The organism is Aquibacillus sediminis (assembly GCF_005870085.1).
In the GTDB taxonomy this organism is placed as follows: domain Bacteria; phylum Bacillota; class Bacilli; order Bacillales; family Amphibacillaceae; genus Aquibacillus_E; species Aquibacillus_E sediminis.
Genome location: NZ_SZNM01000001.1, coordinates 70211 through 91241, shown reverse-complemented (window position 1 = coordinate 91241; position 21031 = coordinate 70211). Strand labels below are relative to the sequence as shown.

The following is a 21031-nucleotide window of genomic DNA, read 5'->3' as shown; positions in this document are numbered from 1 at the left end:
TGCAAGCAGGTTTTTTTTGCTGATTAATAGATTACTAGTAAACGGAAGTAAGGTGACGAACATGATTATTGATGCACACTGCGATGCACTATTAAAAATGTGGGCAAATGATGCTTCTTTTGAATCAAGTCCAGAGTTACAAGTGAATTACAAAAAATGGAAGTCTAGTTCTGTTAAAGTACAATGTTTTGCAATCTTTGTCCCAGATGATGTACCAGAGGAAAGCCAATTTCGTGCAGCACTCGAGATGGTTGACTTATTTTTTGAACAAATCATTAAACCGTATGATGATATTAAATTTATCTCATCCAAACAGGATTTATTAGAGTTAGATGAACATGAAAAGGGGGCAATTCTAACATTAGAAGGATGCCATCCAATTGGACATGACCTCACCAAACTTAAAACATTAATTCGACTAGGAGTTAGGGCCGTCGGACTTACATGGAATCAAGCAAATGCAGTTTGTGATGGTATTGGTGAGAAAAGGGGTGCTGGATTAAGTGCTTTCGGTGAAGAAGTCATCCATTTATTAAATGACGAACAGATTTGGACAGATGTTTCCCATTTATCTTATCAAGGATTCTTTGATGTCATGAAACTAGCAAAATACCCAATTGCCTCCCATTCAAATGCAGTAGCAATTGCGCCCCATCATCGAAATTTAGATGACAAACAAATTGAAGCAATGATTCAAAAAGATGGTTGGATCGGAGTTACGTTTGTTCCATACTTTTTAACGGATGCAGATCAAGCAACCATTTCAGATGTACTTAGACATGTGAACTATTTTATAGCAAGAGGTGCTGAAAATTGTTTAGGTTTAGGTTCTGATTTTGATGGTACGGACACATTTGTTAAAGCGTTATATGACCATATGGATTACAATCACTTTATCCAACAATTGAGAAGTGTATTGACTGATGAGATTGTTTCCAAAATAAGTTATCAAAACTTTGTAAATAAGTTTCCTAGACAAAGATCGTCATAATGTTTTTTATTGTCGTCTCAAACAAACAGAAATCTTTTGTGTTTATAGACAATCTCCCATATAATTATGTATAAGTTCTTTATTTTTATAGGGAATAGTTGGTATAATGTTTTAATGGAATGCTATGGTCAGGTTTCAATGAACTTGGCTCGGGACATACCTATGAAATGAACAGAGGAAGGAGATTTCGTTATGAATGAACAACAGCGAAAACAAGCCAATCAGATAAAACAAATGGATCCATCAGACATAAAATCTGAGACGGATTCAAATCTAGAACGAATTCAGAACACAGACTCAGAAGCATTAATTAACAAGTATTTTCAAACAACTTATGAACCTCCAAACTTAAAAAAAGCGAAAAAACGCAGAAGAGAAGATGTGGAAATTCATTATGATTATGCTGTCCCTGACAATATGAAAGGAATTGGCAAAGGGAAGAAATTTTTAATTCGTACATATGGCTGTCAAATGAATGAACACGATACAGAGGTCATGGCTGGCCTGTTAACGGATTTAGGTTATGAATCGACAGATGATACCAATGAAGCAGATGTCATCTTACTGAACACATGTGCTATTCGAGAAAATGCAGAGAATAAAGTGTTTGGAGAAATTGGTCACTTAAAACCTTTAAAACTAGAAAACCCAGATTTAGTCATCGGTGTATGTGGGTGTATGTCACAAGAAGAATCGGTTGTTAACCGTATCTTGAAAAAGCATCCATTTATTGACTTGATTTTTGGAACCCATAATATCCACCGTCTACCGAAATTACTTCAAGAAGCAATGTTTGGCAAAGAAATGGTTGTTGAGGTATGGTCTAAAGAAGGAGATATTATTGAAAACCTTCCGAAACAACGTAAAGGAAAGATCAAAGCTTGGGTGAATATTATGTATGGTTGTGACAAGTTCTGCACCTACTGTATTGTTCCATATACACGTGGGAAAGAGCGTAGTCGTAAGCCAGAAGATATTATCCAAGAAGTTCGTCACTTGGCTGCACAAGGCTATAAAGAAGTAACATTACTAGGTCAAAACGTGAATGCTTATGGAAAAGATTTAGATATCGATTATGGATTAGGTGATTTGATGGATGAAATCCGTAAAATTGATATTCCAAGAGTTCGTTTCACAACTTCTCATCCAAAAGATTTCGATGAACGATTGGTAGAAGTATTAGCTAAAGGCGGAAACTTACTGGATCACATTCACTTGCCAGTACAATCGGGTAGTTCAGAGGTATTAAGAGTGATGGCCAGAAGATATACACGAGAAAGATATTTAGATCTTGTTCGTCAAATTAGAACCGCAATGCCAAATGCAACATTAACAACTGATATTATTGTTGGTTTCCCTAATGAAACAGATGAGCAGTTTGAAGAAACACTTTCATTAGTGGAAGAAGTTGGATTTGAAAGTGCGTTTACCTTTATTTATTCTCCAAGAGAAGGAACACCTGCAGCGCGGTGGGAAGACAATGTTCCGATGGAAGTGAAGAAAGAACGCTTGCAACGATTAAATAAATTAATTAATAAGCAATCTGCAGAAGCAATGGCAAAATACGAAGGACAAACAGTCAAGGTTTTAGTTGAAGGCGAAAGTAAGAAAAATCCAGATGTTTTATCCGGCTACACAGAAAGAAATAAATTAGTAAACTTTAGAGGTCCAAAATCAATAATTGGTGAAATTGTTGATGTTAAAATAACAAATGCAAAAACCTGGTCACTTGATGGTGAAATGGTGGAGCATGCTGCAGAGGTGAAATAAGATGGCGGAATATACGCGTAAACAAGTAATCGATGAAGCACACAAACTGGCAAATATGGTGGCGAACATCGAAGAAATCGATCGTTTTAAACAATTAGAGGCCAAGTTAAATAAGAACCAAAAAATTCAAAGTTTGATCACGAAGATTAAAACACTACAAAAGCAGGCCGTTAATTTTCAAGCTTATGGCAAAAAAGAAGCACAAAAAAAGGTTGATGCTGAAATTGACCGTTTGCAACAAGAAATTGATGAAATTCCAATTGTTCAAGAATTTAAGGATTCACAAGTGGAAATTAATGACTTATTACAACTTGTTTCCAATACAATTGCTAGGGAAGTAACAAATGAAGTGATTCGTTCGACAGATGGTGATGTTTTAGCTGGTCAAACAGGTTCAAAAGTAAGTGGAAGTTCCTGTGGGCATTAACGTCTATAAAAAACTGGTGTATGAGGTTAGCAACCTTATCACCAGTTTTTTTGTCTTGCCATACTCTTTTTAAAATTAATTTTTGTGATATTCGTACATTTTGATAGGCTGTTGCATAGGATGAACTAGAACCTTAGCTGGTCTAAGCTATAAAACAGAGAAACTTCATATTCACTTTAGGTAGATATCCTGCATAAAATGACTATGAAAAAAAGAGGAGGTTTTAGTTGTTATGTCTTTTCTTGATCAAGAATATCGTGAAATTATTACAAAAGCAGTTATTGGTAAAGGGCGGAAATTCACTCAGGACACAAATACGATTACACCATCACATAGACCATCAAGCATTCTAGGTTGCTGGGTCATCAACCACTTATACAATGCTAAGAAAAAAGGTGATGACATCGTTGAAGTAAATGGTAGCTATGATGTGAATATTTGGTATTCATACAACGATAATACAAAAACAGAAGTAGTGACCGAACGTGTTCATTACACGGATTATATTAAGCTTTCTGTTAAAGATGAGCAAACACTAGGTGATGATGTAGAGGTATTTGCTAAGGTAATTCAACAGCCGAATTGCTTGGAGTGCAACATCTCCAGCCATGGCCACAAAATCCAAGTAGAGGTAGAAAGAGAATTCCTTGTAGAAGTAATTGGTGAAACAAAAGTAACGGTTAAGGTTGATCCACACGGCACAGTAGCAGATGACGATGATTGGGATTTTGAACTATCTGATGATGAATTTGATGATGTAGATCCTGATTTTCTTGCAAAAGTGGAAGAAGAGTAACTGATAGGCGAGTGCGAATTTTAATTCGTACTCGTTTTTTATTAGCACTTTACCTTCTTAACCTTCTTATTTAGTTTAGTGTAGCTCAATTAAAGAACGTATGCTACATACGCTATGGACACGCGACAACGCTTGCGTGACCAACATCGTGTGTGCCCGTGGAAATCGGTGTATTCTACTGAAGCGATAGTCGATATTCAATTCTAATCGAAAAGGGTCATTGTACATAAAAATCACGTCGGGGTCGGGTAGTTATTATTGTGACAAACCACTCTATAAGAGTAATTGTTGGAATTATCCAGCACTGTTGGTTATAAAAGAAAAATGTTCCACCACAACTCTGCAATTTTTAACGGTATTCGATTAATATTGACAGGTTTCCTATGATATAATAGGTAAATAGATTATGGAACGTGTTGGAGGAAATGAATATGGCAAAATACACACCTATGATGGAGCAATACTTGAAGATAAAAGCAGTCTACCAAGATTGTTTTTTGTTTTTTCGCTTAGGAGATTTTTATGAAATGTTTTTTGATGATGCAATTGCTGCATCAAGAGAATTAGAGATTACATTAACAAGTCGTGATGGAGGTGATAAAGAACGGATACCAATGTGTGGGATTCCTTATCATTCATCCGAAAATTATATTAAAACATTAGTGGAAAAAGGCTATAAAGTCGCAATTTGTGAACAAGTAGAGGATCCAAAGCAAGCAAAAGGGGTTGTGAAACGAGAAGTTGTACAATTGATTACACCTGGAACTGTAATGGAAGGTGGTATGCTTGATGAAAAGGAAAATAATTATCTAGCAAGCATAACAGACTTTTCCGAACAGATATTTGTGATCACCTATACAGATTTATCAACCGGAGAAACAAGTATCGCGATGATAGAGAATGGGTGGGGAGCTGTTTTAAGTGAACTATTTAATCGCCCCGTAAAAGAAATTGTCATTTCACCCGAATTACCCGAGCATTACCAGCTGGAGTTGCAAGAAAGATTACAAGTTACTTTATCATTTCAAAATGAAACAGAGATAACCGATGAATTTCACTATCTGATAGCAGATTTGCCAGAACAGAAATTAGTTACTGCTTTTGGAAGAATGCTTAATTATATTCAGGCAACACAAAAACGATCACTCGATCACTTGAAACCGGCACAAAAGATTGAGTTACATCAATTCATGTCATTAGATATGTACTCCAAACGTAACTTAGAATTAACAGAAACGATTTTGAGAAAAGGAAAGCAAGGAAGTCTGTTGTGGGTAATTGATCAAACAGTTACGGCTATGGGAGCACGGAAATTAAAAAAATGGCTTGAACGTCCATTATTAAATAGAAGATCAATTGAACAACGTTATAAAGTTGTTGATGGTTTTATAGAACAATTTTTTGAGCGTGAAAATTTAAGAGAACAATTAAAAGCCATCTATGATTTGGAACGTTTATCTGGACGAGTTGCTTTTGGGAATGTGAATGCAAGGGATTTAATCCAATTGAAACATTCACTTGATAAAATTCCAGCGGTTATACAATTATTAACTGAATTTACTAGTGAACATGTACGGGAGCTAAGTGATGGGATCGATCCTTTAACGAATTTATACGATTTATTGGATAATAGTTTAGTAGAAGAACCTCCACTTACGATTAAAGAAGGAGGCATCATCAAAGACGGTTTTCATGGTCAACTTGATGACTACCGTGATGCATCTAGAAATGGAAAACAATGGATTGCCGAACTGGAACAAAAAGAGAAACAAGAAACAAATATTAAATCATTAAAAATTGGATATAATCGAGTGTTTGGCTATTATATTGAAGTAACAAAAGCAAACTTACACTTGCTACCAGAAGGGAAATATGAACGGAAACAAACCTTAACCAATGCGGAACGGTATATTACGCCGGAGTTAAAAGAAAAGGAATCATTAATCCTTGAAGCGGAAGAAAAAAGTGTGGAGTTGGAATACGATCTATTCGTTGAGTTAAGAGAGCAAGTAAAAGCGTTTATTCCTCAGTTACAACAGTTAGCTGATAAAATAAGTGAAATTGATGTTCTGCAAGGATTTGCTACTGTAAGTGAAGCGAATGATTATACACGCCCAAGTTTAAATGATAATCGATCAGTTTCGGTCTTCAAGGGGCGACACCCTGTAGTGGAACAAGTAATGAAAGACGGTTCGTTTGTTCCTAATGATGTTGTCATGAACGAGGATTCAGACATTTTATTGATTACGGGCCCAAATATGTCTGGTAAAAGTACGTATATGAGGCAGGTAGCATTAACCGCGATAATGGCACAAATCGGCTGTTTTGTTCCGTGTGAACAAGCAGAATTACCGGTGTTTGATCAAATATTTACAAGAATCGGTGCTGCCGATGATCTTGTTTCAGGGCAGAGTACGTTTATGGTAGAAATGTTAGAGGCAAAACATGCGATTACGAATGCTACAGATAAGAGTTTAATCTTGTTAGATGAAATTGGTCGTGGTACAAGCACGTATGATGGGATGGCTTTGGCGCAAGCAATTATTGAATACATTCATGAACACGTGCATGCTAAAACATTATTTTCTACCCATTATCATGAATTAACAAGTCTTGATGAATCATTAGCCAAATTAAAAAATGTCCATGTGCGTGCAGAGGAATACCAAGGGAATGTTGTCTTTTTACACCAAATCCAAGATGGAGCTGCAGATGAAAGTTATGGGATTCATGTTGCTAAGTTAGCTGAGTTGCCAGAAGAACTAATCGAACGGGCAACGAAAATCTTGGCACAATTTGAAGGAACACAAACCAAACATACACAAACAGCAGGAAACCAGCAGATAGTTGAAGGAAACAAAACAGAAGAACAACAACAAGCAGACCAGCAGTTGTCCCTTTTTGTAACTGAAACAAGTGATAAAAAAGCAACATCTAAAAATGAAGATAAACTTGTTTGTGAATTACAAAAATTGAACTTGATGGAAATGACACCAATGGAAGCGATGAATCAATTATATAAACTACAGAAAAAAGCAAGTCGCAACTAGGGGGAGTAGTAGATGAAGATTTTTCAGATGCCAGACTCGCTCGCGAATAAAATTGCTGCAGGTGAGGTGGTTGAACGTCCAGCATCTGTAGTCAAAGAGTTGGTGGAGAACAGCATTGATGCGAATAGTACATGGGTAAAAGTTGAAGTGGAAGAAGCGGGACTTCAACAAATAAAAATTGTCGATAATGGAGACGGCATGACAGAGGACGACTGCGAACGGTCTTTCTTACGTCATGCTACAAGTAAAATTAAAAATGAAAATGACTTATTTCATGTACAAACGTTAGGATTTAGAGGAGAAGCTTTGGCGAGTATTGCTGCTGTTAGTCGTCTAACACTAAAGACATCTACAGGAGATGAAGCAGGCACTTTAATGGAGCTTGAAGGTGGTAAAGTAAAAGCTAAGACTAAAAGTGATGCAAGACAAGGAACAGAAATAGTTGTCGAGGATTTATTTTTTAATACCCCTGCTCGGCTAAAGTATATGAAAACTATTCATACAGAATTGGGTCATATTACAGATGTATTAAACCGTATGGCGTTATCACATCCAATGGTTCGGTTTGAGGTGTATCATAATGGAAAACAACTGTTTAAATCATCAGGTCGGGGCGACTTATTGCAAATAATTGCGCAAGTATACGGGATGAATATTGCTAAAAAAATGGTTCCTGTTGAATACGAAACCTTGGATTTCTCTATAAAAGGCTATATTGCAAAGCCTGAAGTAACAAGGGCTTCAAGAAATTATATTTCAACTATTATTAATGGACGATTTATTAAAAGCATTGCCCTAAATAAGGCGATTCAGAATGGTTACCATACACTTCTTCCAATCGGTCGTAGTCCAATTGTGGTGTTATCGATCGAAATGGATCCAATCCTGGTTGATGTAAATGTACATCCATCTAAACTAGAAGTTCGCTTTAGTAAAGAGAAAGAGTTGTTTGAAGCAGTAGAAACAACGATCCGAAATGCTTTTCGGAAAGAAACACTAATACCCTCAGGAGCAGAAACAAAAGCTCCGAGTCGTCCTAAAGAACAATCCGAACAAGCAGCAATAGAATTTTATCAAACGGAACCAAAGAAGAATCCAGTTTTTCATACATCAATAAATGATGGTTTTCAAACGCATGAGGATAAACAAATGGAAGAAGATGCTTTTGTCTCAGCGCAAAATGCTGTCTTAGAGTCTAATTATTCAAATCAAGCACTTGTTGAAGATCCTGAACCTGTCAATCAAGCTAGCGCTAATATTCCAGACGAAAAGGAACAAGTAGATTCGGTGAATCGTATTCCTGTTATGTATCCTATAGGACAACACCATGGGACTTATATCTTAGCGCAAAATGAAAATGGCTTGTATATCATAGACCAACATGCTGCTCAGGAGCGAATTAAATATGAATTTTTTAGAGATAAAATAGGGGAAGTACCGAATGAGGTACAGGAATTATTATTACCAATAACCTTTGACTTTTCAAAACAGGAAGCTTTAATGATTGAGCAATATCTTGAACAATTACAAAAAATAGGTTTGTTTTTTGAGGCATTTGGTGAACAGACCTTTGTTATTCGTTCCCACCCGCAATGGTTTCCTAAAGGATTTGAAGAGGAAGTTATTCGAGAAATTGTCGAACAAGTTATTATGGAAGGAAAAGTGGATCTTTATAAACTACGTGAAGATGCTGCAATTCTCATGTCATGTAAACGATCGATCAAAGCTAATCATTATTTAAATCATGATGATATGTTCCGTCTATTAGAAGATTTAAGAAAATCGACTGATCCGTTCACATGTCCACACGGTCGACCAATTATAATTCATTTTTCAGAATATGAAATGGAAAAACTGTTTAAGCGAGTGATGTAGATGAACGTCCGCTTTTGCTATATGCGAAAGTGGACGTTTTTTTTACCCTTCTGTTAATAGCATTATCGGATATTATTGCGTATTTGCTATATTATACGACATAACCTTGTAGTTTGCTTTCTATTATTCTGGTTGGAATAAGTGTTATACCATCGCTACGGCAGAATACTACGCTTTCCGCGGGCACGGCTTCAGCCTCCTCGCGAAAACCACGCTGCGGGGTCTTCAGACTCGTGCTTTTCCCGCAGGAGTCTCCGTATTCTGCCTTCGCTGATATAAGTTTTCTGATTAGTGATAGATGCAATCTATAAATTAAAAAATAAAGAATTTACTGTAAGGTTATGTTATAACATGCTAATTATCATAAAAAAGATATAGCATATGATTTTTATAATGCAAAGCACTATAAAACTTCAGAGTACTTGAAAAAGCGGAGGAAATACACAGGAGACTCCTGAGGCCCGACGAGGGTCATGCAGGCGTTGTCCGACAAGGACGGTTTTAGCCTGTTGTCCTTAATTTATCATCGGTGAGACCCCGCAGTGAGGAACGAACGAGGACAAGGAAGGCTACGGCAGCGTTACATCGCACGCAGAAAATTGTTCTTTATTTTCAAGGAGACTCATCAGCCACCCACGGAAAGTGTAGGTGTATTTCCGTAGCGACATTCAAGTACTCACATTATTAAGAGTGAGCAAAAGAAAGCAAGGTTTTGTCGTATAATATAGCTTATATGTAGTTACAAGCATCTTTTATTAAAGAGTTTTGTTTACATAACTATTCCTGGATACATATTTTTAAAAGTAATTATGAATGTATAATTCACCATTAACAACAAAATATAGAAAGGAGAGTTAAGGAAAGGATTGGTGCTTGATGCCGGATAATCAGAAACTTGTTAATTTTTTAAATCAAGAATTATCAAATTTTGCAGTTCTTTATATTAAATTACATCGATACCACTGGTTTATTCAAGGTAGACATTTCTTTAAATTACATGAAAAATTTGAAGAGTTGTATGACGAAGCGGCAGAAGATCTTGATGAAGTGGCAGAACGAATTCTAGCTATTGATGGAAAGCCACTGGCGACGATGCACAAGTACATTAAAGAAGCAACGATTCATGAAGCGCAGGCGGATGACAAAGAAAATGAAATGATTCATCAGCTTTCTGAAGATTATGTGACAATGATTAAGGAAATGAAGGAAACAGGAATTCCATTAGCGGAAGAATTGAATGACCAACCTACTGCTGATATGCTAACAGAAATACGAGGACGATTAGAAAAACATGTTTGGATGTTGCGTGCTTACATTGCTTATGAATAAAAAAGTGCAACCCCTCAAGCTAATGAGCTTACATTTGTGATCTGCGAAAGTGATGGATTCAGTAGTTAGTATATAATGATAATTTGCAAATTATTAATTCAAAACATATGGAAAAAGGCTGTTTTTACAAACAGCCTTTTCGTCATTCATTGCTTATTTTACTGGTTAATGTATAATAGAACCAGAATTTGACATAATGGGGAATTAGAATGAAACAAACTGTTGTTGCTGTAGTTGGACCTACAGCAGTAGGTAAAACAAGTTTAAGTGTTGAAATTGCGAAGCGTTTCAATGGTGAGGTAATTAGTGGAGATTCGATGCAAATATACAAAGGGATGGATATTGGTACAGCTAAGATTACATATAAAGAACAACAAGGGATTATCCATCATATGCTCGATATTCTGGAACCGGATCAACCGTTTTCGGTTGCTGATTTTCAATCTCATGTTCGCCAAGCTGTGACTTCGATTTCAAATAAAAATCGTTTGCCGATTATTGCAGGTGGAACAGGACTTTATATTCAATCGGTGTTATATGATTACAATTTTACCGATAAAAAAAGGGATGACTTTTATCAAAATCAAATAGAAAAGGAAATAGAGCAAAAAGGAATTGAGCATGTCTTTAAAAGGCTAGAACAAATAGATCCATATCAAGCAAAGAGAATTCATCCAAATAATATTCGTCGTGTAATTCGAGCATTAGAGGTATATGACCGTACAGGAATTACGATGACAGAGCTTCATGAGCAACAACAGCAAGAGTCTATCTATCAACCTGTTTTGATAGGGCTAGAAATGAATAGAGCGTTGCTATATGAACGAATAAATCAACGTGTAGATCTCATGTTAGAACATGGCTTGTTAGAAGAAGTGAAAGCATTGTATGACCAAGGATTAGAACATGCTCAATCAATGAAGGCGATTGGATATAAGGAATTACTCCCTTATATTAAAGGAGAGCAATCGTTAAGTGAATGTGTAGAATTGCTTAAGAGAAACTCAAGAAGGTATGCGAAAAGACAGTATACATGGTTTAAAAATAAAATGGATGTTGACTGGTACTCCATCACACCCGAAACAAAGAATCAGAAGTTTGAAATTATTTTACAGGATCTTGCAGGAAAGCTATAAGAAATCTAGAATTTATTAATTATAGATAGAAAAGAGGAGGAAAGAGCATGTCTCAATCGGTAAATATTCAAGATCAATATTTAAATCAACTTCGTAAGGAACGTATTCAAACGACGATATTTTTAACGAATGGTTTTCAATTAAGAGGAACTGTTAAAGCGTTCGATAACTTTACGGTCTTATTTGATGTAGATGGGAAACAACAACTAATATTTAAACATGCTATCTCAACATTTGCACCGGTTAAGAACGTTACATTAGAAAAGGAATAATTGTATAAGTTTTAAAAGCGCAGCTACCAGAGTTGCGTTTTTTTTATTGTAAGGAAATTATAAAAATGTGACGTTGTAGATTACTAATAGCATTGTAAGCCGCGTCCGTGAAGCGCTAAAGCTATAGCGCAACTTCCCTCGCCTCGTACCTGCAGGACAAGGAAAACTACGACAGCGGAACTTCGCACGAAGAAAAAACGATTTTCTTTTTCGAGAAAGTAGGTCAGTTCGACGTTGTCACAGGACGTGACGTTCTTAGTCGAACATCTTTGTATAAGTCAATATCAATTCAAGCATAGAGGAAGGTCGACTAAAAGCGGATTTTGCGCCAACTCACGTCTCCACCTTTTGCAGGGCCATGGCCTTAATCTACTGCGGAATGGATGTTCGGTCAAATCCGCCGCTCCTGCGAGGCTGAACCACCTGCGATGCGAAGGCGCATTACGTACGTCGCTAACCGGGCGCCCCGCCCCTATGTTCATAGCTAACAAAGTATCCTTGGATAGGTCTACTTTGTTAAATGTGAAAATGGTTGCAAGCATAACCTCCACCTTCTAAGTCATAAAATTGAAATACATGACAAATCAAGGAACAGTAATTACTAATCAATGCCCCGATCTTTTTCTTTTTTCAGCAGAAATAGCTAGGCATATGTCACGAAATGATGATCTCATGCGTATACTGAGATGTGTAAGGGGTGGTGACGTGAGTTCTCATGTATCTTTAAATAAAAACGGTCAAATTAATATTGTACTACATGAACGAGAGAATCTAGTTATTGAAAATAATGAACAATTTACCAATAGCAATGATCCATTTAAACGTATTGATCGAGAGTTTTCCTCGTTTATTGGAATGAACCGCCTGAAAGAAACGGTTAGAGAAATTTATGCGAACATTGAGATAAATCAAAGAAGAGAGCAAGTTGGACTGAAAACACAAAATCAAGTTTTGCACATGTTATTTAAAGGGAATCCAGGAACAGGTAAGACAACGGTTGCTAGAAAACTTGCTGATTTATTTTATGACATGAATGTACTTTCCAAGGGTCATTTTATCGAGGCAGAACGTGCAGATCTTGTAGGAGAGTATATTGGCCACACCGCACAAAAAACACGTGAATTGATCGAGAAAGCGATGGGTGGTGTTTTGTTTGTTGATGAAGCCTATTCATTAGCTCGTGGTGGAGAGAAAGACTTTGGGAAGGAAGCAATAGATACATTGGTTAAACACATGGAGGATAAACATGGCGATTTTATTCTGATTCTGGCGGGTTATCCTAATGAAATGGATCATTTTCTATCCTTGAACCCAGGTTTGGCTTCGCGCTTTCCGATTGTGATGGACTTTGAAGACTACTCAGTAGAACAATTGATTCAAATAGCAAATCAGATGGCTTTGGAACGGGAATATCAATTGACTAAAGACGCAGAAGCAAAATTACGGGATTACTTAGTACGAAAAAAGCAAAAGTATCATGATCGAAATTTTTCAAACGCTCGATTTATTAGAAATACGATTGAAAAATCGATTCGCAAACATGCTGTTCGTTTAATTAAAAAGAATAGCTATACTACGGAAGAACTGATGTTAATAACCAAAAATGATCTGACATTTAAATAGCAAATCCATTATTTCAGAAATTAGGTGCATGTGGTGTAAGCTTCATGTACCCTTTTTGTTTTATTTCCCCAATCTAGTCAAAATTTCCGTTTTTTAATAGCTTCTGATAAAATGAAATTATTAGTTACACTTAACCTTTGTATAAATTAATGTCCCGAGAAAATGATAATGTTTAGAAGTGCTAAAGAAATGGATACACTTAGTGAAAATCAAATAAAAAAGTTATAATTATTACATAGCGTTTACGCAAAAAATAACAACACAGGTAAAAATATACTAGATCTATAATGAAAGAAGGTTAAGTATGGAAGAAAAAGTATTGTTAATTGTTGTTCAGCATCAAGATCAGGATGATGAGCGGTTTCATTATTCCTTAGATGAACTTCAATCATTAACAGAAACAGCTAAAGGAAATGTAATGAAAATCATTACGCAAAAAAGAGACCGGATCCATTCAGCTTTATACTTAGGGGACGGGAAGTTACAAGAAATAGAACAATATGTAGAAGAACTAGATATAGATTTGGTTATATCAAATGATGAATTGACAGCCAGTCAATTAAGAAATATTGCTGATCGTCTACAGGTAAGAACGATTGACCGGAGTCAGTTAATCCTTGATATTTTTGCCCAAAGAGCAAATACCAAAGAAGGGAAATTACAAGTTGAGCTAGCGCAGTTACAATATATGTTACCAAGATTACATGGACAAGGTCATGGGTTATCAAGGCTTGGTGGTGGTATTGGAACGCGTGGTCCAGGGGAAACAAAGCTCGAATCAGACCGGAGGCATATAAGGCGAAGAATAGATGACATTAAGAAAAAGCTAGAAACGGTTGTAAATCAACGTAATCAATACAGAAAAAGACGCAAAGCGAACAAAGCATTTCAAATAGCGATTGTCGGTTATACCAATGCAGGAAAATCTACCTTCTTTAATCGAATCACAAAAAGTCAATCATTAGAAGAAAATCAACTTTTTGCTACGTTAGATCCGATGTCAAGAAGCATACAACTTCCATGTGGATTGGATGCTATTATTACGGATACAGTTGGATTTATCCAAGATCTACCAACAACTTTAATAGCAGCATTCCGTTCTACCTTAGAAGAAGTAACAGAGGCAGACTTCATTCTTCATGTGGTAGATGCTTCACATCCGGATCACCAACAACATCAAGCAACAGTTAATCAATTGTTAACTGAATTAGAAGCAGACAAACTGCCGATATTAACTGTTTATAATAAAAAAGATTTATTATCAGAAGATTTCATTCCAAGTGCTTACCCTTCTCTAACAATAAGTGCTTATGATCCGATTGACCATAGAAGGGTTTTAGCGAAAATGGAGGATATTATAACGGAAGAATGGGAGGGATATCAAACGTTTGTGCCAGCATCTAATGGGAAATTATTACAGCAACTAAATCATAATACGATTATTGAAGAACAAACATTCAACGAAGGTATGGAAGGATATGACATTCAAGGACATATTGCTCCTGAACATCCTCTTAAATACCAAATGAAGGAGCAGTAAATAGATAGATGATGGAACAATTAGTGGAACAAGTAGAAAAAGAAATTGAAACGCAAATTAAACAGATTGAAAATGTAGCTCAACTAAATCAAAAAAGGGTTCTAGATGCATTTCGGAATAACAAAGTTAGTGACAGTCACTTTAACTCTACCACTGGATATGGGTATGATGATTATGGACGGGAAACCTTAGAAGCAGTTTATGCAGAGGTGTTTGGGGCTGAAGATGCACTTGTTCGACCACAAATCGTCTCGGGGACACACGCTATCACGATTAGTTTATTTGGACTATTACGACCTCATGATGAATTAATGTATATAACTGGAAAACCGTATGACACACTTGAAGAAGTGGTAGGTACTCGTGGTGATAACAATGGTTCATTAAAAGACTACCATATTGATTTTACTGCGGTTGATCTAACTGAAAAAGGTGAAATTAACTGGAATGAAATAACTCGTAAAATAACTAAAAAAACGAAAGTGATTGGAATTCAACGTTCCAAAGGCTATGATGATCGCCCATCTTTTACTGTAGAAGAAATTGCGGATATGATTCGATTTGTTAAAGAGATTGATCCGAATATGATTGTTTTTGTAGATAATTGTTATGGTGAATTTGTGGAAACAATAGAACCGACTCATGTAGGGGCGGACCTAATAGCAGGCTCGTTGATTAAAAACCCAGGTGGTGGCATCGCTCGTACGGGAGGATATATTGTTGGTAGACAACAATATATCCGGCAAGCAGCTAATCGGTTAACTGCACCTGGTTTGGAAAAAGAAACAGGTGCAACGCTTGGGATGTTGCAGGAAATGTTTCAAGGGTTATTTTTGGCACCACATACAGTTAGTGAGGCATTACGGGGGTCCGTCTTTACGTCGCGTTTGTTAGCTTTACTTGGTTTTAAAACATCACCGTCCTATCAAGATAAGCGCACAGACTTAATCCAATCCGTTAATTTTAATACAGCTGAACAAATGGTTGCTTTTTGCCAAGCTGTGCAAAAGGCATCCCCCGTAAACGCTCATGTGACGCCATACCCAGCACCAATGCCAGGTTATGAGAATGATGTGATTATGGCTGCTGGTACCTTTATTCAAGGTGCTAGTTTGGAATTAACTGCAGATGGACCGATTCGCCCACCATTTACAGCTTTTGTACAAGGCGGATTAATATACGTGCATGTAAAAATCGCAATAATAGAAGCTATTACTCATTTACAGGAACAAGGATACATTAAGTTAAATGAATAAGTGTGACTTATTGGAGTTGTTTACTAGGATGACAACTCCATATTTTTCGCTAAAATTTTTTGAATTTTTTGATGTGAACTAACCTCACATCTGTTGACAATTATATTTCCGTGTGTATAATAGAATTATGGAAACATTGAAAAAGAAAGGGGTGGAACACATGGACGATTTAGAAAGACGTTCAATGCCCTTATTTTCCATTGGTATTGTAAAATCATTAACTGAACTAACAGCAAGACAAATTCGCTACTATGAAGAGCACAATCTGATACATCCAACTAGAACAAACGGTAATCAGCGATTATTTTCTTTTAACGACGTAGATCGTTTACTAGAAATTAAGGAACTGATCGACAAAGGGGTTAATTTAGCTGGAATTAAGCAAGTTCTGGACATAAAAGAATTGCCTACAACGAAAGAGTTGGATGAAGGGGAAAAGAAACCTGAATTAACAGACAAAGAGTTAAGAAAATTGCTACACAAAGAATTGGTTCATTCGGGCCGATTAGGCAAAACTTCGTTAAGACAGGGAGAATTATCACGATTCTTCCGTTAATATAATAAAAAGGGAGAGAAAATCATGGGGACAAAATTTACACAAGAAGAAATTAAAAAGAGAATTGAGGAAGAAAACGTAAAGTTTATCCGTCTACAGTTTACGGATATGTTAGGAACGATCAAAAACGTGGAAATTCCTCTAAGCCAGCTTGATAAAGCATTAAACAATGAAATGGCATTTGACGGTTCATCGATTGAAGGTTTTGTTCGTATCGAGGAGTCAGACATGATCTTATATCCAGATCTTGATACTTTCTTAGTATTCCCTTGGACATCAGAAAAAGGGAAGGTTGCTAGATTCATTTGCGATATCTATAATCCAGATGGTACACCGTTTGAAGGTTGCCCTCGTTATAACTTGAAACGTAACCTTAAGAAAATGGAAGAACTTGGATTTACAGCATTTAATCTTGGTACAGAACCAGAATTCTTCTTATTCAAATTAGATGAAAAAGGTGAACCTTCATTAGAATTGAATGATAAAGGTGGCTACTTTGACCTTGCACCAACAGATCTTGGTGAAAACTGCCGTCGTGATATTGTATTAGAATTAGAAGAAATGGGCTTTGAAGTAGAAGCGTCCCACCACGAGGTTGCGCCAGGTCAGCATGAAATCGACTTTAAATACGCTGATGCCGTCAAGCATGCAGATGACATCCAAACATTTAAACTAGTAGTTAAAACAATTGCTAGACAACATGGCTTGCACGCTACTTTCATGCCAAAACCACTGTTTGGTGTAAATGGTTCTGGAATGCACTGTAACATGTCTCTATTTAAAGGGAAAGAAAATACTTTCCTTGACGAAAGTGGAGAATTACAATTAAGTCAAACAGCTTATCAATTTATCGCAGGTATCATTAAGCACGCTTTAAGCTTTACTGCAGTTACCAATCCAACTGTAAACTCCTTTAAGCGTCTGGTACCAGGGTATGAAGCACCATGTTATGTTGCTTGGTCTGGTTCAAACAGAAGTCCATTAATCCGTGTACCTTCTTCTAGAGGTTTAAGTACTAGAATTGAAGTGCGTAGTGTCGATCCAGCTGCAAATCCATACATGGCTATGTCTGTATTACTTGCTGCTGGTCTTGACGGAATTGAAAACAAACTAGAAGCACCTACTGCTGTTGACCGTAACATTTATGTAATGGATAAGGAAGAAAGAGAAGCTAATGGTGTGCAAGATTTACCTGCAACATTAGCAGATGCATTGGAATATTTAAAAACTGACCCAGTGATTGTAAATGCGTTAGGAGAACACTTATTTGAGCATTTTATCGAAGCAAAAGAAATTGAGTGGGATATGTTCCGCAGTCAGGTCCATCCTTGGGAACGTGAACAATATATTCAGCAATACTAAATCTTTTAGAAAAACAAAAACACTGTCCGTTATATAACGGACAGTGTTTTTGTTTTGTAAGTGCTAATGATCTATCGAAGCATAAACTTCTCAATATAAGGAAATACTAACAGAATCATGGTTGTGTTCGTATATTTTACCAATCCATGTGGTTGCAAATTATGTAAGACTAGGGGAGTTTAGCATGAGTAAACCTAGATATTATTCAAATATATATTGGCATTTCACTGGTGGACCAGTTTCCATTGGACGTGATATTATATGGCACCATTATCGTTGTCTGAAAGATGTGAAAAACAACACTACATTAAAACAACCACAACAAGCTATGGAAAATTTACAAAGCATCATTTCATCAAAAGTACTGAAAGCAACATGTACGGAAAAAATTTCAGAATCGATCGAAACGGAAATGTTTTGTTCTGTTTGTGATATTCCTCTGAATGATTTGGTGTACCATCGACAATATTATGGCGATTACGCAATTGGTTTTAATGCTGATATTATTCATAAGCACTTCCATCCCGTTTTATATATTGATCCATATTATGCAAGTCTTAACCGACCAGAAATTAGAAGCAGGCTTAGTGAAACTGATGGTGATCGCAACAAACCAATGTTATGGGAATTAATTGGAATCAAAAAAGAAAATCCATTGTTAAACTTTTTAAAAATTACGAGTTTTGCTTCTAACTATGAGCAATCCTTTTACGGTGAAAGAGAATGGCGGTGTTTACAAGACTTTGCGTTTAATCCATCTGAAGTAGAGGCTATTATAGTTCCGAAACAAGAGGTGCAAGCGATAAATTATCACTTGCGAGCAAGTGGGTATCAAAACATTAGTGTGCTTAGCTGGGATTTAATTGAGAATGTATAATCGCAACCCGACGCTAAGGTCGGGTTGTGTGTTAATGAATATGTCTATAAAGTCCTACTACTTTTCCTAAAATAGAAACATTTTGATAGATTAGTGGATCCATAGTTGAATTTTCTGGTTGTAATCTTATGTGATCTTTTTCTTTGAAGAATCGTTTTACCGTTGCTTCATCATCTTCCGTCATTGCAACTACTATTTCACCATTTTGTGCTGTTTGTTGTTGTTTAACAATGACCATATCGCCATCTAGTATTCCTGCTTCTATCATACTTTCTCCGTCAATTACTAAGACAAATAAAGTCTCGTCAGGTTGTGCTATGGTGTTCGGTAACGGAATATATTCCTCGATATTCTCAACTGCAGTTATAGGTAAGCCAGCCGTTACTTTACCGATTACAGGTGCATAGGTAGCTTCTCCCATAGGAATCGAATTATCCTCTTCTAAGTTTAACACTTCAATTGCTCTGGGTTTAGTTGGATCGCGTCTAATATATCCTTTTTTTTCTAGTCTGGATAGGTGACCATGTACGGTAGAGCTGGAAGCTAAACCTACAGCTTCTCCAATTTCTCTTACGGATGGTGGGTAACCTTTATCGATTACTTGTTCCTTAATATAATCTAAAATTGCTTGTTGCCTTTTTGATAGTTTTGTCATCATTGGCACACCTCGTACATATTTATTTATTAACAACATTATAGCATGCTTACCATAATTATACAAACATTCGTTCGAAAAAAACTATTGACAAGAACCTTTGTTCGTATATTATAATAGAGTTAACTAGACGGGAACAATAGTTCTTATTTTGGAGGAGGGTATATATGTTTCAAAAATTATCAAAAGTGGATGTCTTTTATGTTGTAGCTTTTATTTTTTCATTGGGATTCATGTACTTTTCACTAGTTAATAGTTAAGATAGAGCTGAGAATATAAGGAAGGAACTAGTTATGAAAGCCATTATATATTGTCGTGTCAGCACGAATAAACAAGAACAATATTCATCATTGAAACGTCAGAGAAATGAGTTGCTTGAACTTGCAGATCGAAATTCTATGACTGTTATCGATATCATTGAAGAACGAGAAAGTGGTTATGATGTTGAACGTGAGGGCATTTTTCAAATGTTGGATACTTTTTCTTTAAAAAAAGCAGATTGTTTATTGATTCAAGATGAAACAAGACTTGGGAGAGGGAATGCCAAAATCGCCTTGTTACATCAATTGAATAAACTAAATGTCTACATATATACCCATTCCCATAGTGGTCAACTTCAATTGTCTGAATCGGACTCGATGGTTTTGCAAATTGTTAGTATCGTGGAAGAATATCAGAGGAAACTTCATAACGCAAAAATTAAGAGGGGTATGAAAAAAGCGGTGCAAAATGGATTTGATCCAAGTAAAAATCTAAGTAACCAGGACCAAGCATCAGGTAGAGAAAGGATTACATTTCCGATTGAAGAAGTTGTTCGACTACGAGCCAACAATTTAACATTTGCTGAAATAGCTGCCACATTGAGAGGTATGGGGTATTCCGTTTCAAAGGCAACTGTTCATCGTCGATATAAAGAATATACATCACTTGAATCTAACTGATGAATTCATATAAAATGAGTAGACAAGTATCCAATGGATAGTTGTCTTTTTATTATGGAACAATAAGGAGAAAACGTCACTCAGTGGGTGTGTTTTTGGTTTTGGTCGCTCGATTGTTGGCCAACCGTGATGATCGTTAATATACCCCCACTTAAACATCACCGTTTCTTTTTATTTTTTGTAGTTGGCGTCTTACGAACAGGTGTACTGGGATAGTGCCTAAAGTTTGTTACTTATTTTTTATAGAAGGAGAATTATAATGTTAAGCAAAGATAAACTTGACCGTATTAATACACTAGCTAATAAAGCTAAACAAGAAGGATTAACAAATGAGGAAAAAGAAGAACAGCAAAAGCTACGACAAGAATATTTGAAAAATGTTCGTAAATCTTTTAAAAATCAGTTTAAGGGTATGAAAATTGTCGATCCAAATGGCCAGGATGTAACACCAGAGAAAGTTAAACAATTACAGAAGAAAAATAAATTACATTGATCGTATTTTCTATAACACCGGGTGATAAATTGTAAAATTTGTGAAAAATTTGTTTGATAGCTAAACTTTTGTATAAATTTAC

Annotated in this window: 18 protein-coding genes; 17 read left to right on the top strand and 1 reads right to left on the bottom strand. The window is 36.2% G+C overall.

Annotation, left to right across the window (positions count from 1 at the left end):
- Window positions 1-16 precede the first annotated feature (16 nt).
- From FCI53_RS00405 to FCI53_RS00335, 15 genes are all read left to right on the top strand, one after another.
- Entirely contained in the window at window positions 17-991 is a 975-nt protein-coding gene (locus tag FCI53_RS00405) for a dipeptidase (protein WP_342774151.1), read from the top strand.
- A gap of 192 nt (window positions 992-1183) precedes the next feature.
- A complete protein-coding gene (gene miaB / locus FCI53_RS00400; protein WP_138414703.1) occupies window positions 1184-2761 on the top strand; it encodes a tRNA (N6-isopentenyl adenosine(37)-C2)-methylthiotransferase MiaB in 1578 nt (525 codons plus the stop codon).
- Window position 2762: 1 nt separating this feature from the next.
- On the top strand, window positions 2763-3188 hold the full coding sequence (locus FCI53_RS00395) for a YlbF/YmcA family competence regulator (protein WP_138414701.1): 426 nt from the start codon (window positions 2763-2765) through the stop codon (window positions 3186-3188).
- A gap of 232 nt (window positions 3189-3420) precedes the next feature.
- Window positions 3421-3984: an outer spore coat protein CotE gene (gene cotE, locus FCI53_RS00390; RefSeq protein ID WP_138414699.1), complete on the top strand. Its 564-nt coding sequence runs from the start codon at window positions 3421-3423 to the stop codon at window positions 3982-3984.
- A 431-nt stretch (window positions 3985-4415) separates the two neighbouring features.
- Window positions 4416-7034, top strand: a complete 2619-nt coding sequence (mutS, locus tag FCI53_RS00385; RefSeq protein WP_138414697.1) for a DNA mismatch repair protein MutS — start codon at window positions 4416-4418, stop codon at window positions 7032-7034.
- A 12-nt stretch (window positions 7035-7046) separates the two neighbouring features.
- On the top strand, window positions 7047-8909 hold the full coding sequence (mutL, locus tag FCI53_RS00380) for a DNA mismatch repair endonuclease MutL (RefSeq protein WP_138414695.1): 1863 nt from the start codon (window positions 7047-7049) through the stop codon (window positions 8907-8909).
- A gap of 876 nt (window positions 8910-9785) precedes the next feature.
- On the top strand, window positions 9786-10238 hold the full coding sequence (locus FCI53_RS00375; RefSeq protein ID WP_138414693.1) for a Dps family protein: 453 nt from the start codon (window positions 9786-9788) through the stop codon (window positions 10236-10238).
- A gap of 209 nt (window positions 10239-10447) precedes the next feature.
- Window positions 10448-11374 carry a tRNA (adenosine(37)-N6)-dimethylallyltransferase MiaA gene (miaA, locus tag FCI53_RS00370; protein ID WP_138414691.1) on the top strand — a complete coding sequence of 309 codons (927 nt, stop codon included), beginning with the start codon at window positions 10448-10450 and terminating at the stop codon, window positions 11372-11374.
- 47 nt (window positions 11375-11421) lie between these two features.
- Complete coding sequence (gene hfq / locus FCI53_RS00365; protein WP_138414689.1) at window positions 11422-11646, top strand: RNA chaperone Hfq; 225 nt, start codon at window positions 11422-11424, stop codon at window positions 11644-11646.
- Window positions 11647-12351: 705 nt separating this feature from the next.
- Entirely contained in the window at window positions 12352-13269 is a 918-nt protein-coding gene (spoVK, locus tag FCI53_RS00360; protein ID WP_246049975.1) for a stage V sporulation protein K, read from the top strand.
- A 304-nt stretch (window positions 13270-13573) separates the two neighbouring features.
- Window positions 13574-14809, top strand: coding sequence for a GTPase HflX (gene hflX / locus FCI53_RS00355; protein WP_138414686.1), 1236 nt, complete (start codon window positions 13574-13576; stop codon window positions 14807-14809).
- Window positions 14810-14817: 8 nt separating this feature from the next.
- Window positions 14818-16065 (top strand): methionine gamma-lyase family protein, encoded by a 1248-nt coding sequence (locus FCI53_RS00350; protein WP_138414683.1) that lies wholly within the window; start codon window positions 14818-14820, stop codon window positions 16063-16065.
- A 160-nt stretch (window positions 16066-16225) separates the two neighbouring features.
- A complete protein-coding gene (locus FCI53_RS00345; RefSeq protein WP_138414681.1) occupies window positions 16226-16621 on the top strand; it encodes a MerR family transcriptional regulator in 396 nt (131 codons plus the stop codon).
- A gap of 24 nt (window positions 16622-16645) precedes the next feature.
- The gene (glnA, locus tag FCI53_RS00340) at window positions 16646-17983 is read left to right on the top strand and encodes a type I glutamate--ammonia ligase (RefSeq protein ID WP_138414679.1); all 1338 of its coding nucleotides are present in this window, start codon (window positions 16646-16648) and stop codon (window positions 17981-17983) included.
- Between the two features lie 184 nt (window positions 17984-18167).
- Window positions 18168-18860, top strand: coding sequence for an abortive infection system antitoxin AbiGi family protein (locus FCI53_RS00335; RefSeq protein WP_138414677.1), 693 nt, complete (start codon window positions 18168-18170; stop codon window positions 18858-18860).
- A gap of 31 nt (window positions 18861-18891) precedes the next feature.
- Here FCI53_RS00335 and lexA read toward each other — a convergent pair whose 3' ends face one another.
- Window positions 18892-19515, bottom strand: coding sequence for a transcriptional repressor LexA (gene lexA, locus FCI53_RS00330; RefSeq protein ID WP_138415238.1), 624 nt, complete (start codon window positions 19513-19515; stop codon window positions 18892-18894).
- Window positions 19516-19808: 293 nt separating this feature from the next.
- Between lexA and FCI53_RS00325 the strand changes: the two genes are divergently transcribed.
- Window positions 19809-20456 (top strand): YneB family resolvase-like protein, encoded by a 648-nt coding sequence (locus FCI53_RS00325; RefSeq protein WP_138414675.1) that lies wholly within the window; start codon window positions 19809-19811, stop codon window positions 20454-20456.
- 259 nt (window positions 20457-20715) lie between these two features.
- Complete coding sequence (locus FCI53_RS00320) at window positions 20716-20949, top strand: DUF896 domain-containing protein (protein WP_138414673.1); 234 nt, start codon at window positions 20716-20718, stop codon at window positions 20947-20949.
- Window positions 20950-21031 lie beyond the last annotated feature (82 nt).

Coding starts and splice junctions, on each gene's coding strand:
- FCI53_RS00350 (WP_138414683.1), top strand. CDS start 14,818: ATGATGGAACAATTAGTGGAACAAGTAGAAAAAGAAATTGAAACGCAA.
- FCI53_RS00375 (WP_138414693.1), top strand. CDS start 9,786: ATGCCGGATAATCAGAAACTTGTTAATTTTTTAAATCAAGAATTATCA.
- FCI53_RS00395 (WP_138414701.1), top strand. CDS start 2,763: ATGGCGGAATATACGCGTAAACAAGTAATCGATGAAGCACACAAACTG.
- hfq (WP_138414689.1), top strand. CDS start 11,422: ATGTCTCAATCGGTAAATATTCAAGATCAATATTTAAATCAACTTCGT.
- mutL (WP_138414695.1), top strand. CDS start 7,047: ATGAAGATTTTTCAGATGCCAGACTCGCTCGCGAATAAAATTGCTGCA.
- FCI53_RS00325 (WP_138414675.1), top strand. CDS start 19,809: ATGAAAGCCATTATATATTGTCGTGTCAGCACGAATAAACAAGAACAA.
- FCI53_RS00335 (WP_138414677.1), top strand. CDS start 18,168: ATGAGTAAACCTAGATATTATTCAAATATATATTGGCATTTCACTGGT.
- FCI53_RS00345 (WP_138414681.1), top strand. CDS start 16,226: ATGGACGATTTAGAAAGACGTTCAATGCCCTTATTTTCCATTGGTATT.
- cotE (WP_138414699.1), top strand. CDS start 3,421: ATGTCTTTTCTTGATCAAGAATATCGTGAAATTATTACAAAAGCAGTT.
- lexA (WP_138415238.1), bottom strand. CDS start 19,515: ATGACAAAACTATCAAAAAGGCAACAAGCAATTTTAGATTATATTAAG.
- hflX (WP_138414686.1), top strand. CDS start 13,574: ATGGAAGAAAAAGTATTGTTAATTGTTGTTCAGCATCAAGATCAGGAT.
- glnA (WP_138414679.1), top strand. CDS start 16,646: ATGGGGACAAAATTTACACAAGAAGAAATTAAAAAGAGAATTGAGGAA.
- FCI53_RS00320 (WP_138414673.1), top strand. CDS start 20,716: ATGTTAAGCAAAGATAAACTTGACCGTATTAATACACTAGCTAATAAA.
- miaA (WP_138414691.1), top strand. CDS start 10,448: ATGAAACAAACTGTTGTTGCTGTAGTTGGACCTACAGCAGTAGGTAAA.
- miaB (WP_138414703.1), top strand. CDS start 1,184: ATGAATGAACAACAGCGAAAACAAGCCAATCAGATAAAACAAATGGAT.
- mutS (WP_138414697.1), top strand. CDS start 4,416: ATGGCAAAATACACACCTATGATGGAGCAATACTTGAAGATAAAAGCA.